The organism is Pedobacter agri PB92, from assembly GCF_000258495.1.
In the GTDB taxonomy this organism is placed as follows: Bacteria; Bacteroidota; Bacteroidia; order Sphingobacteriales; family Sphingobacteriaceae; genus Pedobacter; species Pedobacter agri.
This window is the reverse complement of sequence record NZ_AJLG01000132.1, coordinates 1-13,693: the sequence shown is the minus strand read 5'-3', so window position 1 is coordinate 13,693 and position 13,693 is coordinate 1. Positions and strand designations below refer to the sequence as shown.

General features: G+C 41.5%; 10 protein-coding genes. 9 read left to right on the top strand and 1 reads right to left on the bottom strand.

Annotation, left to right across the window (positions count from 1 at the left end; all coding sequences use genetic code 11):
• From ON09_RS17245 to ON09_RS17215, 8 genes are all read left to right on the top strand, one after another.
• On the top strand, nucleotides 1-500 hold a 500-nt coding region (locus ON09_RS17245; RefSeq protein ID WP_010602313.1), incomplete at its 5' end, for an alpha-amylase family glycosyl hydrolase.
• 6 nt (nucleotides 501-506) lie between these two features.
• Nucleotides 507-1,856, top strand: coding sequence for an MFS transporter (locus ON09_RS17240; protein ID WP_010602312.1), 1,350 nt, complete (start codon nucleotides 507-509; stop codon nucleotides 1,854-1,856).
• Entirely contained in the window at nucleotides 1,856-3,061 is a 1,206-nt protein-coding gene (locus tag ON09_RS17235) for a glycoside hydrolase 100 family protein (protein WP_010602311.1), read from the top strand. Before ON09_RS17240 ends, ON09_RS17235 begins: the two co-directional genes overlap by 1 nt.
• On the top strand, nucleotides 3,042-3,956 hold the full coding sequence (locus ON09_RS17230; protein ID WP_029204420.1) for a carbohydrate kinase family protein: 915 nt from the start codon (nucleotides 3,042-3,044) through the stop codon (nucleotides 3,954-3,956). Before ON09_RS17235 ends, ON09_RS17230 begins: the two co-directional genes overlap by 20 nt.
• A gap of 105 nt (nucleotides 3,957-4,061) precedes the next feature.
• Nucleotides 4,062-4,466 carry a carboxypeptidase-like regulatory domain-containing protein gene (locus ON09_RS25705; protein ID WP_083838015.1) on the top strand — a complete coding sequence of 135 codons (405 nt, stop codon included), beginning with the start codon at nucleotides 4,062-4,064 and terminating at the stop codon, nucleotides 4,464-4,466.
• Nucleotides 4,463-7,084, top strand: a complete 2,622-nt coding sequence (locus tag ON09_RS17225; protein ID WP_010602308.1) for a SusC/RagA family TonB-linked outer membrane protein — start codon at nucleotides 4,463-4,465, stop codon at nucleotides 7,082-7,084. The genes ON09_RS25705 and ON09_RS17225 overlap by 4 nt, the downstream gene beginning before the upstream one ends.
• Before the next feature lie 17 nt (nucleotides 7,085-7,101).
• Nucleotides 7,102-8,610 (top strand): RagB/SusD family nutrient uptake outer membrane protein, encoded by a 1,509-nt coding sequence (locus ON09_RS17220; protein ID WP_010602307.1) that lies wholly within the window; start codon nucleotides 7,102-7,104, stop codon nucleotides 8,608-8,610.
• Between the two features lie 110 nt (nucleotides 8,611-8,720).
• Nucleotides 8,721-10,757 carry a glycoside hydrolase family 65 protein gene (locus ON09_RS17215; RefSeq protein WP_010602306.1) on the top strand — a complete coding sequence of 679 codons (2,037 nt, stop codon included), beginning with the start codon at nucleotides 8,721-8,723 and terminating at the stop codon, nucleotides 10,755-10,757.
• Nucleotides 10,758-10,821: 64 nt separating this feature from the next.
• Here the strand turns inward: ON09_RS17215 and treF are convergent, their stop codons facing one another.
• Nucleotides 10,822-12,429, bottom strand: a complete 1,608-nt coding sequence (gene treF, locus ON09_RS17210; protein WP_010602305.1) for an alpha,alpha-trehalase TreF — start codon at nucleotides 12,427-12,429, stop codon at nucleotides 10,822-10,824.
• Between the two features lie 183 nt (nucleotides 12,430-12,612).
• Between treF and ON09_RS17205 the strand changes: the two genes are divergently transcribed.
• The gene (locus ON09_RS17205; RefSeq protein WP_010602304.1) at nucleotides 12,613-13,635 is read left to right on the top strand and encodes an LLM class flavin-dependent oxidoreductase; all 1,023 of its coding nucleotides are present in this window, start codon (nucleotides 12,613-12,615) and stop codon (nucleotides 13,633-13,635) included.
• Nucleotides 13,636-13,693: the final 58 nt, after the last annotated feature.

Here is a 13,693-nt window from a genome sequence, read left to right as displayed (position 1 = left end):
GAAGCATCAAAGCAAAAGTAGGTGATGTACAGGCTTTTATGGATAAACAAAAGTTTATCTCTAGAGATAATACCCGGACGCCGTTCCAATGGGATGCCTCATCAAATGCTGGTTTTACAACGGGCAAACCCTGGATAAAAGTAAACCCCAACTACAAAACGGTAAATGTTGTTGCCGAAGCGCAGAATCCGTTAAGTGAGCTAACCTATTTCAAAAAGATGGTTGCCTTAAGAAAATCATCTCCAGTGCTCGTATATGGTGATTACCAGGTTTTTGATATTGATAGCCCGGACGTATACTGTTATACCAGAACAGATGGCCAGGAGAAAATCCTAATCGTTCTGAACTTCTCGGTTAAAGCGTTCTCCTATCCGCTGGATAAAAATATTAACATCTCCTCCGCTAAGGTGCTCATGAATAACTATAATGACAGCACAAATTTTAGGGGTAATGAAATTTATTTAAAACCGTGGCAGGCTTTAGTTTTTAAGGTTAACTAAAATGATATGATTGTAGCTCAGGCAGAAAAGGTTCATCAGCCTTCATCAGGTTTTAAACTAAATTTTAGCGCTATCATAGCGATGAATCTTGGTTTCTTTGGAATTCAGTATAGTTTTGGTTTACAGCAAACCAATATGACGCCCATTTATTCCTATCTGGGTGCCAATGCCGATCAGATTCCTTTGTTAAACTTAGCAGGACCGATGACAGGCTTAATCATTCAGCCAATTATTGGCGCCATGAGCGATAAAACCACCAGCAGATTTGGACGACGCCGGCCATATTTTTTAATTGGCGCTATCATTTGCAGTATCTGTCTTTTCGCCATGCCTTACAGCAGTTCAATCTGGATGGCTGCCGGGATTTTATGGATACTTGATGCCGGGAATAATATCACCATGGAACCTTACCGGGCGTTTGTGAGCGACAAACTTCCATCAGAACAGCATGCTCTTGGTTTCTTAACGCAGAGCTTTTTTACCGGGTTAGGTATTACACTGGCTAACCTTACCCCAGGCATACTCATCGCAGCGGGGCTCATCAGTATGAATGCAAGAAGTGACAACAACATACCCTATACTACCTATGCGGCCTTTTTTATTGGAGGCGTTGTTTCAATCGGTTCTATCATGTATAGTTGTTTAACCACGAAGGAGGCACCGCTGGCTGCTGAAGAGATTGACAAAATTAAAAAGGAAACCGGCGGCATTGGAAGGATTTTCAGTGATATTATAGCGGCTTTCAAAGTGATGCCTGCCATGATGAAAAAACTTGGTATTGTTTATCTGTTCAACTGGTACGCCATGTTTATTTACTGGCAATTTATTACCCTATGTCTAGCGAAAACCATTTACCATACCAGTGATGCAGCATCAGATGGATTTGCTTCTGCCCAGTTATTAACCGGAACGGTAAACGGAGGCTACAATGTAGTCACCTTTCTGGTGGCCTTTCCACTGGCATTCTTCGCCAGGAAAATTACGGCAAAAAAGGTGCATCTGATGAGTTTGCTTTTTGGCGGTCTGTGTCTGATCTGTTTGCCGATGATTCATCATCCTTTTCTACTTATCATTCCGATCGTAGGTTTAGGGGTGGCATGGGCCAGCATGATGGGAACGCCTTATGCCATGCTTGCAGGAAGTATTCCAAAAGCAAAAACCGGTATTTTTATGGGAATATTAAATATGTTCATCGTGCTGCCGATGTTGTTGGAAACCATCACCTTTAAATATGTTTACCGCTATCTGCTTGGCCATCGCCCGGAAAATGCAATCATGTTTGCCGGCGTTTTAATTGTTATAGCTGCTTTGATGGTGTTACAGATCAAAAAAAATGAAAAAATAGCCGATATATAATGTTCGATTCAAAATCATATCACCACGCATTAGATCTCTTGCGGGAGGCAGTTACCCCATATGGTTTTGTGGCAGCTGTAGAGGAGCAAGATAACTACAAACGCGTTTGGACCAGAGATGGGGTGATTACGGCCATTGGTGCGCTTTTAAGTGGAGATAAATCGCTTATTGATGCTGCAAGGAATACGTTAATCACAATTTTCGAACACCAGCATCCTGATGGTTTCATGCCTTCTAATGTTTCACCGAAAGATGGTACAGTGAGTTATGGTGGAACCTCGGGCCGGGCCGACAATCCTTCGTGGGCAGTGATTGGTTTAACTGCATATACCTTAGTTACTGGCGATGAGGATCTTTGGCGTAAATATCAGCGTCAGGTACATCAGTGTTTTATGCTTTTAAATAGCTGGGAGTTTAATGGCAAACATTTGATTTATGTGCCGCAAAGTGGCGACTGGGCAGATGAATATATTCAGCATGGTTATATTCTATTTGACCAGTTGTTACGACTTTGGGCATTACGTTTGGCTTCCAAATTATCATTCAATACAGACTGGGAAACCAAGATTGCTGATATTACCCGTTCCATTCAAGCGAATTACTGGAAAAATGATTATCCTGAAAACGCCTATTCTCCCAATTTGATGCATCAGTTGGAGCATGCTTCTCAAGAATACTGGTTAATGGGCTTTAACCCTGGGCGGATCTACAAGTACTTTGATCTGCAGGCCAATACCTTCGCTCTTTTCCTGGGCATTGGAGATGAAAATCAAAATCGAAAGGTATTGCAATATATCGGAACACTTTATGACCAAAGACAATCGCTATTGCCTTCATTTTATCCTACGATTCAGGATGATGATTCGGATATGAACGAACTGAGAAATAACTATGCTTATACCTTTCGAAACCAACCTGATTATTTTCACAATGGTGGTTTGTGGCCAGTTTGGAATGGCTGGCTGGTCGCTGCGCTGAATTTTCACCAAAAGACAAGCCTGGCTCAGGAAATCCTTTCTGAAATTCACCGCTCAAATGCCAAAGCGGATCTATTTAATGAATGTTTTCATGGAACCAGCTTGGAGCCATGCGGTGTGCCAAAATGCATCTGGAGTGCCGCCGGAGCAGTTATAGCCGAACAGGCAACCAATAATGCATTTAGGAAAATTTTAACTTTTAATAGAAATGATGGTTTCGGAAAATAATGTTTCAGGAAAAAAAATATTAGTGGTGGGCGAATTATTGGTCGATATCATTTCAGATGAAAATATCGAATCGCTTGCGGTAGCTTCACAATTTTCTACTATTCAAGGAGGTAGCTCAGCCAATCTTTGTGCTAACCTGAAATGGCTGGGTGTAGAGGCAGATCTGGTTGCAACGGTTGGCGAAGACAACCTGGGTATTTTTCTGATTAATGAACTTAAGGCAATCGGTTTATCAGACCGCTACATACACCAGGCACCGCATCGGCAAACCAGCGTGGTGCTTGTTGCTAAAAATAATCATCGTCCGGATTTTATCCCTTACCGCAGTGCAGATTTTGCCATTAGGAGGGTAGCGGATGAGCTGATTGAAGCTGCTGACATTGTTCATACCACCGCATTTGCACTGAGCAGGGAACCAGCCCGGAGTAATATTATGACTGCATTAACCAAAGCGCATCAAATGGGAAAATCCATATCCGTTGACTGGAATTTTGCGCCATCAATCTGGCAGGATGATGATGGGAAGGAAGTGTTAAAAAAAATACTTAAATTGAATCCATTATTAAAAGTAAGTGTCGATGATCTGGAGCGTTTTGTTGGGCAATCTTTTAGTGTAGAAGAATCAGTTGAATGGTTGGATCGTCTGGATGCTGCGGCAATTTGCCTTACCTGCGGTAAACATGGCGTGTGGTATAAATCAAATAAGTTAAACTGGAAATACAAAAATGCTATTCCAGTTGAAACTGTTCGAGGCGTAACTGGTGCGGGAGATGCTTTCTGGTCTGGGTTTTTATCTGCCTTCATTCTAGAAAAGCCGATGGATGAGTGTATCAATAAAGGGTTGGAAGTTGCCCGGTTAAAAATCGAAAAACCATATCCCTTATATAAAAAATAAATCACCCTAAATAACCTAACCAGATTAACATGAAAATTAAGCCACCTTAAGCACTCCGAATTCCCAACATAATAAAACATTTTCTAACCAAATTATTAAACCATTATGAACTTAACTCTACCGAGTAATTGGTCTGTTTTGCCTGCAAAACAGAAATTATGTAGATTAATGAAACTTGTTTTACCAAGTTTACTTTTAGTCTTTTTAAGCACGGCAGCCTTTGCCCAAACCGTTATCAGAGGAACCATTTCTGATGACGATAAACTGCCCATGGCTGGCGCAACTATACAGGTTGCAGGTACAAGTACAAAAACACAAAGTGATGCCGAAGGCCGATATCAGATTATGGTACCTTCGCTCACTGCCAAACTAATTGTAAGTTTTGTCGGTTTCGAAACACAAACCGTAAATGTCAACAATCAAACGGTAATCAATGTCACGCTTAAATCGCTCAATAACCTCGATGCAGTTGTTGTAGTAGGTTATGCTTCTGTGAAAAAAGTGATTTGACTGGAGCTGCGACCACCGTTTCTGCGAAAGATTTTAACAAGGGGCCATTAAATGCACCCGATCAACTGATACAGGGTAAAGTAGCCGGTGTACAAATGATCAATAACAGTGGGCAGCCAGGTGGAGCCTCTACCGTTAGAATCAGGGGTAATTCTGCGGTTACCGGAACAGGCCAACCTTTGTATGTAGTGGATGGAGTGGCCCTCGATGGCCGGTCTGCCAGACCTTCTGCCAGTGCCGGTATTGGAACGGCTCCGGATGGAAATCCGCTAAACTTCATCAACCCTGCAGATATCGAATCGATGGAGATTTTGAAAGACGCTTCTGCCACGGCCATCTACGGATCACGTGCGGCTTATGGGGTTGTTTTGATTACGACTAAAAGAGGAAAATCAGGCGATACAAAAATTGATTTGAGTGCTTCGGCCGGCGTAAGTAACATTGCCAGAAGGGTTGATGTTCTTTCCGGTGATGAATATCGTGCTGCCCTTGCAAAGTACGGACTCACCAACGGTAATTTTGGTAGCAGTGTTGATGCCCTTGATGAGGTAACCAGAACTGCGTACAATCAGAATTATTCAATCGGCATCAGTGGGGGAACCAATGGAAATACATTCAGGGCTTCACTCGGTTATCAGGATCAGCAGGGCATTATCAAATCTACCGATTTCAAGAAATATAGCGCAGGCTTTAACGGAAATTTCAAATTTCTGGAAAGCAAAAAACTTGGACTTGATATTAACATGATCAGCAACCAGTATCTGGAAAGCATTGCACCAATCACTACTGACGCAGGTTTCACCGGAAGTTTAATTTCTCAGGCGCTATCATGGAATCCAACTCAATCTTTTTATAATGCCAACGGAGGATTGTTTATTGACTATGGTTCTACCACCATTAATCCTTTAGCTGCACTGGCCGCTAATAATGATAAAGCTAAAGTTTCAACAATTTTAGGTAGCATATCTCCTTATTACAAAATCACACCATGGTTAGAATACCGCATGTTGGCCAGTGTCAATTACAGTGCTGGTATCAGAAGGGCTTCTACCAGAAGCTTTTTAAATCTTCAGGGGATTCAGCCTTCAGGCACCTTCCTGGGCGGTTATGCAAGTTATTCAAACAATGAATTAATTACGCAGCAGTTTACAAATACCCTTAATTTTAATAAGGAAATTGTAAGCAAATTGAATTTGAACGCCATTGTTGGTTACGAATATTCTAACTTCATCAACAAAGGAACTACAAACACCGCAACAGGATTTGGCGAAATTGATGCCGATTATACCGATGCATTTCAAACTACTGCACCGGCAAACCGTACCTTTTCTGCTTTCAACAATCCAACAACTGAACTGCAGTCGTACTTCGCCAGGGCGATTTTTAATTATGATAGCAAATACATTTTAACGGCCACTTTCAGGGCCGATGGTTCAACCAAGTTTGGAAAGTCAAACCGTTATGGTTATTTCCCTTCATTTGCAGCTGCCTGGGATATTAAAAAAGAAAGTTTCATGGAAGGCGCCAGCTGGTTAGATCAGCTTAAAATGAGAGTTGGATACGGAAAAACAGGTAATCAGGATTTCCCTTCCGGCTCGGCTCAACAGCGTTATGATTTTGGAAACTCGAATGGTGCACCAACTTTAGTTGCCATTAACAACGCCAATCCAAACCTTAAATGGCAGTCGGATGAACAAACCAACGTTGGTATTGACTTTGGATTGTTAAAAAGCAGGTTAACCGGTTCTGTTGATTATTTCCATAAAACCACTAATGATTTATTGTTTCCGCAAATTTCATTTGTACCGGCAGTTGGTGGAAACGTACCAACATGGGTGAATTTACCCGGCCAGATTATCAATAAGGGTGTTGAATTAACGCTGAACGGAGTATTAATTGAAAAAGATGATCTCAACTGGTCATTGGGCGGTAATGCCACTTTCATCAACAATAAAGTTCAAAATATCAATGGTATTATTAAAACAGGCTCATTAAACGGACAAGGCCTAAGTGGGGTAACAACTGAGGTAATCCAGAATGGTTTGCCATTGTTTGCTATGGTAACAAGACAATATAATGGTTTGGATGCCAATGGCTTCTCGCTTTATACAGATGATGGTTTTACCAATTACTACGTAGGTAATCCTAACCCAAAAGTGATTTTGGGATTAAGTACCAACATCAGATACAAAAAACTATCGTTCACCGCAAACTTCAACGGTTCATTCGGGCAAGATATCTACAACAATACCGCAAATTCTGTATTGGCGATATCTAACCTTGGTACAAGGAATATTTCTTCTGCATTGGTCAATTTACCTGTTCAGGAATCTTTAGCCAATCCGATTGCTGCATCCTCACGCTATATTGAAAAAGGCGATTACCTGAAGCTTGCCAATGCAACGCTTAATTACAATATCGGTAATGTTGGTAAAGCAATTAAATCCCTTAATATTTATGTTAACGGACAAAATCTATTTGTAATCACCAATTATACCGGTTTTGATCCAGAGGTTAATGTGAATAAAGGTGTAAGTGGGGTTCCTTCTGCAGGTATTGATTATACCGCTTACCCAACAGCAAGAACCTTCAATTTTGGTGTTAATTTTTCTTTATAATTCTTAAAATAAAAATCATGAAAAGTAAATATATTTTCAGTTTTGCACTGGTTGCATTGAGCTTCTCGGCTTGTACCAAGCTTGATGAGAACCTGAATGGTCAGGTAAGCAGCGGCGGGGTAAGTTCAGGTAATGTCTCGAGTTTATTGGGCGCCAGCTATGCAGCAATGATTGGCCCTTACCAGGCCCCATGGAATTGGGTAGCTTTGCAGGAAGTTACTTCGGATGAGGTTATTGTGCCAACCCGAGCGGGTGACTGGGATGATAACGGCGCATGGCGATCGTTACACCTGCATAAATGGGCTCCAGATCATTCCAGGATTTCAGACGTATTCAGAGATTTAAATAGTATTTCTTATGTGGCAACCAGTGTGCTGGGTGCTAATCCTTCAGCTACCCAGGCAGCTGAAGCCCGTTTCTTACGTGCTTTCGCTCAATTTTCTATTCTCGATGGATGGGGGCAGGTTCCGTATCGTGATGCCGGAGAGGATGTTACCAAACCATCCCGGGTAAGAAATGCAGCCGATGAAATTAATTATCTGATTACGGAATTAACAGCCATTATTCCAACTTTGCCTTCAGGACCAGCAAACGTTGCCAACAAAAACGCAGCGAGAACGCTTTTAATGAAGGTTTATCTTAACAAGGGAGCGTTTTTAAACCGTACTGCACCAACCTTTGATGCAGCGGATATGGCCAGGGTGATTACCCTTGCCGATGAAATTGCAACCGGGGGATATGTATTAACGGCAAATTACTTTGATAACTTTGCACCAACAAATGATATTCTTTCCAAAGAAAATATTTTCACAGCGCAAAATATTGGCGGTGCCACCGGAAGTGATTTAGATGGGCAGTGGAAATGTACCACCCATTATAACCAAAATCCGAATGGTTACAACGGATTTTCGTCCCTATCTAATTTTTATGCAAAATTCGAGGCGGCCGACAAAAGAAGAGGCGGTACCTACGCCGGACAAACCAATGTATCAGGCCTTCGTGTAGGATTTCTTGTTGGTCAGCAGGTGGATCAGAATGGTGTGGCATTAAAAGATAGAAAAGGCAATCCGCTCGCTTTTACACCAGAAGTGAGCATCATTGAAAGAGATCCAAATCACCTGGAAGTTGCGGGAATCAGAGTTATCAAATACCCTGTTGACTATGCCAATGCGGGTTCTAGAAAACCAGATAACGACTGGGTTTACTATCGCTATTCTGATGTTTTGTTGATGAAAGCAGAGGCACAGATGAGAACCTCTCAAACCGCTGCTGCATTAACTTTAGTAAATTCATTAAGAGCCGTAAGGGGAGCATCTACATTAACAAGTTTAACTTTGGATGTACTGCTTGATGAGCGTGGTCGCGAGCTATACTGGGAAGGTTTCAGAAGACAGGATTTGATTCGTTTTGGAAAATACCTTGCTGCATGGCAGGAAAAACCAGCAAGCGAGGCTAAATACCTGGTTTTCCCGATTCCGGATAATCAACTTGGTAACCCTAATCTTATTCAAAATACAGGTTACTAATCCATCACGTTTTAGCTAAGCCAGAGGCTGATTTGCCATCGGATTGACTAATCTGATGGCAATTCGGCCTTTTGTTTATTCTAATTTTCTTCTTTCATCAACATATGTCTATGAAAAAAAACGTACTTTTATTTCTATTTAATATTCTATCTCTTGTAGTTGCAGCACAGGATCCCTGGAAGATCAGTGCCGATAAAATCGACCCCGGTAAATATTTCGGCATTACTGCAGGCAACGGGATAATCGGTATCGTTTCTTCTCCTCAGCCGTTTAAGGTAAAAAATGTAGTGCTCGCCGGCACTTATGATACATATGGACGTGGCCGTGTAAGTAATTTTTTAAACGGTTTCAATCTGCTTAACATGTATCTGGAAATTGATGGAAGAAGGCTTGATGACCAAAATACAAGCAATATGCAGCAAGAGCTTGATATGCAGCATGCCGCATTTACCACAAAACTGACTTATGGAAAAAAGGCAAACATTAAATATACCTACTACGCACTTCGCCATTTGCCTTTTACAGTATTAATGGATGTTACCATTACTGCCGACGAAGATTTTAAATTAACGGCAGCAAGTGTGATGGAAACGCCTGATGCACTTCGTGATGTGGAAAATTACTATAATGAAATTGACAGGCCACATGTAACGCTGAGCCTGTTGACATCAACGGCAAAAAGCCCGACAGGCAAATTGCAGTTGTGCGCCTCCAATAGTTTCTTATTTAATGAACAGCATGGAAGCGAGCCAAAAATTATCCACGAAATGTGGGATAATAACAGCCATTTGATGAAGTTTAGTAAAGTGATTAAAGCCGGGGAAAGTTATCGCTATAGCGTTGTAGGCAGTACAATAAGTTCTGCCCAACATGCCGATCCGCTTAACGAAGCCGAGCGCATGACTATTTTTGCTAAACTCGAAGGTCGCGATCGATTAATCCAATATCATAACGCCGCCTGGGATGAACTGTGGAAATCGGATATAATTATTGAAGGAGATCCGCAGGCACAACAAGATGTACGCAGTATGCTTTACCATTTAACCTCATTTTCGAGGGCGGGAACTTCTTACTCGCTATCGCCAATGGGTTTGTCTGGCTTAGGATATAATGGCCACGTATTCTGGGATACAGATATCTGGATGTTTCCGGCAATGTTGGTATTGCATCCTGATATTGCAAAATCTTTAATCGAGTATAGATTTGAAAGACTGGAACCGGCACGGAAAAATGCTTTTTCACATGGCTTTAAAGGCGCAATGTATCCCTGGGAAAGTGCAGATTCGGGTGTGGAAGAAACACCTGTTTGGGCTTTAAGTGGACCGTTCGAGCACCATATCTCGGCAGATGTTGCCCTGGCTGCATGGAATTATTATTGTGTTACACAGGATAAGGTCTGGCTTAAAGAAAAAGGATGGCCAATTTTATCTCAAACAGCCGAATTTTGGGCCAGCAGGGTAGAGCGAAGCGGACCGAATCAGTTTGATATCAAAAATGTAGTTGCCGCAGATGAATGGGCGGAGAATGTAGATAATAACGCCTTCACAAATGCAGCTGCAAAACTGAATCTTAAAAATGCGAATTTGGCTGCAGCTGTTTTGGGGTTGCCGCAAAATAAGGATTGGGCGTTGGTGGAAAATAATATCCCGATTTTAAAATTTCCTGATGGCGTTACTAAAGAACATGCCACTTACAAAGGCGAGGGCATAAAACAGGGAGATGTTAATTTGCTTGCGTATCCTTTAAAAAGTATTACAGATAAAAATCAAATTTTAAAAGACCTGGCTTATTATGAAACCAGAGTTCCAGATGAAGGGACACCTGCCATGACTCATGCCATTTTTGCTTTACTTTATGCCAGAACGGACCATGCAGAAAAGGCTTATAAATATTTTAATGAGGCCTACCAGCCGAACCTGAATCCACCGTTTCGGGTTATTGCCGAAACAAAGGGTGGCACCAATCCATATTTTGCAACTGGCGCCGGCGGTGTTTTACAAAGTGTGTTGATGGGTTTTGGTGGGTTAGATATTACCAATAAAGGTATTGTACAAATTCCGTCAGTTTTACCAGCCAAATGGAAATCGATCAGGATTACTGGTGTAGGTACAGAAAAGAAAACTTTTTCGGTTACCAATAAAAATTAATAAAAAACGGATTGCGACTTTAGAAAGATTTGCAATCCGTTTTTTTTAAGCATCTTTCGGTAAATCACTTATCTTTCATCAGTTTTAGCAGTACGCCATTCGTCCAGCCGAAACCATCCTGCAAAGGATATTCTCCACCGCCACCTTTGCTATTTGTTTCCACTACGTTATATTTTTCCATCAACTTGCCGGTTTCTTCAAAAACAGCGATGTTCTGGTTAATCCATCTGCTAGTGATGTCATCCGCAAGTTTATCAAAACCATAATGATGCAAACCTTTTATGCTGATGTATTGCAATGGAGCCCAGGCATTTGGTGCGTCCCATTGTTCTTTTGATGTGGTTAATGTGGTAATTAATCCGCCTGCTTTTAAAAAATCCTTTTCAATTTTTTCAGCAACTAATTTTACCTGAGCCGGAGTGGCCAGTTTAAAGTATAGTGGAAAAGATGCCGCTAAGGTGAATTGATTTGATAATGACTTCGTTTTCCAATTGTAATCGGTAAAAAAGTTCAAATCAGTGTTCCAGAAATATTTTAAAATTGCTGTTTTCCGTTTAGCTGCCCGGGCATAAAATAAAACGGCTTTAACCTTATTTCCAGCTTGTTGATTCGCAGCTGCAATGGCAATTTCAAGGTTGTACATTAAGGTATTCAAGTCTACAGGCAGCAAATCTGTAGTAATGATCTGGCTAATATTCTTTCCATCGGCAAACCAGCGGCTGCTAAAATCCCAACCCGATTCTGCAGCCGATCTCACATTGCGCAAAAATACAGCAGGTTGTTGTTTTGTTAACTTTGCAGCTTCAAAATCTTCTCTGTACGATTCTTCTCTTGGTACATCACCTGCATCATAGTAGCGGTTTAAAAGAGTTCCGTCTGTCAGTTTTACGCTGTGGTTGATGGCAGTACCATTTTTAAGCTGGGCAGCGCCCTTCATCCAGAAATTATATTCTTTCTCCAACACATCTTTATAATCAGCCAGTTTGGCGTAAGTATTATTTTGGGTAAGCAGCTGAACCATTGCCGCGAAGAATGGAGGTTGCGATCGTGTTAAATAATAACTTCTGTTCCCATTTGGGATAAAACCATATTGATTAATGAGGTAAGCAAAATTGTCAATCATGTCTTTCATGATTTTGGTTTTGCCTGCTTTTTGTAAACCAAGCATCGTAAAATAGGAATCCCAGTAGTATATTTCCCTAAAGCGCCCGCCTGGAACAATATATGGATGAGGAAGCGGCAATAATGAAGTTTTGAAGTTGGAGACAGTATCTGGATTTCTTTTCAGCACAGTCCACAAGGTATCCAGATGTTTTTCAATTCCAGCATTTATATCCGATTGATAAACTGCATTGTGATTCTCTGGCATAGAAAAATTTTCCGCAACGAAATTTTTCAGGTTAAATGTCGCGAGTTTTTTTTGCGCATCGTAAGCGGCCATAATGGCCGAGGGATCCTTTTTTGGAATGGCATCGACAAAGGATTTACCATCAGGATAGATTCTTGCTAATTGTACTTTTTCGAATAAATCAGGATAGGTCTGCCGTGGGCTCAGTTCTTTTTGTGCAAAAAGTTGTCCCGATGCCATCAACAGAAAGACAAAAAGGGTCACTTTAAAAGAAAATTGTTTAGGGATTGGGTTTTGATTGATCAATAGCTTGTGTTGACTCATATTTGGTTATTGTATGATTTAAATTTAGGCATTTTACTTTAAATTTGGCGATGCCATCTTTAATTATAGCATTACTATAAAAACAATGCCGCTTGTGCCTAAAACCACTATTATACCCGTTATGACCAATCCGTGACTTCTGTTTTAACTGGCTAAGCTTATCTTAGCCTGAAACATTAGTTTATGAAGAATATAGGATTTTTATCATTCGGACATTGGTCTAACCATCCTTCTTATCAAACCCGTACCGCAGGAGATACTTTACTTCAGTCGATTGATCTGGCTGTAGCTGCGGAAGAATTGGGTTTAGATGGTGCGTATTTCCGTGTTCATCATTTTGCACGCCAGCTGGCTTCGCCGTTTCCATTACTTGCTGCAATTGGCGCCAAAACCAGCAATATTGAGATTGGCACAGGGGTGATTGATATGCGTTACGAAAACCCATTGTATATGGTTGAAGATGCCGGTGCAGCTGATTTGATTTCAGGTGGGCACTTACAACTGGGGATTAGTCGCGGCTCCCCGGAGCAGGTGATTGAAGGGTACAAACATTTTGGTTACCAGCCTGCAGCTGGTGAAACAGATGCAGAAATGGGCCGTGAAAAAGCATTGACGTTTCTGGATAAACTGGAAGGTGTTGGCTTTGCTCAGCCCAATCCAAACCCCATGTTCCCAAACCCGCCTGGATTATTACGGTTGGAGCCTTATTCTGAAGGGCTGCGGGAGCGAATTTGGTGGGGTGCAGCATCTAACGCCACGGCTATTTGGGCAGCAGAAAAAGGAATGAACCTGCAAAGTTCTACCCTGAAGTTTGATGAAAACGGAAAACCTTTCCATATTCAGCAGGCAGAACAAATCAGGTTGTATAAGGAAGCATGGAAAGCTGCAGGGCACAAACGTGAACCAAGGGTTTCTGTAAGCCGTTCGATTTTTGCACTTGTTAATGATCAGGATCGCTATTATTTTGGGCAGCAGGCAAGGGGTGCAGATAGTTTTGGTTACATCGAGGCTGATCAGCGTGCGGTTTTTGGGAAGAGTTACGCAGCAGCGCCCGACCAGTTAATTAAAGAACTTGCGGAAGACGAGGCAATTAAAGAAGCAGATACCTTGCTGTTGACTATTCCAAATACTTTAGGTGTTGATTACAATATTCATGTAATTGCCGCTATTCTGGAACATGTTGCCCCCGGCTTAGGTTGGCGATAATTTTCAGTCAGGGTTGAAATTGCATCATCAGATAGCTCATTAAATAAAAAAATCACTT

Coding starts and splice junctions, on each gene's coding strand:
- ON09_RS17240 (WP_010602312.1), top strand. CDS start 507: ATGATTGTAGCTCAGGCAGAAAAGGTTCATCAGCCTTCATCAGGTTTT.
- ON09_RS17235 (WP_010602311.1), top strand. CDS start 1,856: ATGTTCGATTCAAAATCATATCACCACGCATTAGATCTCTTGCGGGAG.
- ON09_RS17230 (WP_029204420.1), top strand. CDS start 3,042: ATGATGGTTTCGGAAAATAATGTTTCAGGAAAAAAAATATTAGTGGTG.
- ON09_RS25705 (WP_083838015.1), top strand. CDS start 4,062: ATGAACTTAACTCTACCGAGTAATTGGTCTGTTTTGCCTGCAAAACAG.
- ON09_RS17220 (WP_010602307.1), top strand. CDS start 7,102: ATGAAAAGTAAATATATTTTCAGTTTTGCACTGGTTGCATTGAGCTTC.
- ON09_RS17215 (WP_010602306.1), top strand. CDS start 8,721: ATGAAAAAAAACGTACTTTTATTTCTATTTAATATTCTATCTCTTGTA.
- treF (WP_010602305.1), bottom strand. CDS start 12,429: ATGAGTCAACACAAGCTATTGATCAATCAAAACCCAATCCCTAAACAA.
- ON09_RS17205 (WP_010602304.1), top strand. CDS start 12,613: ATGAAGAATATAGGATTTTTATCATTCGGACATTGGTCTAACCATCCT.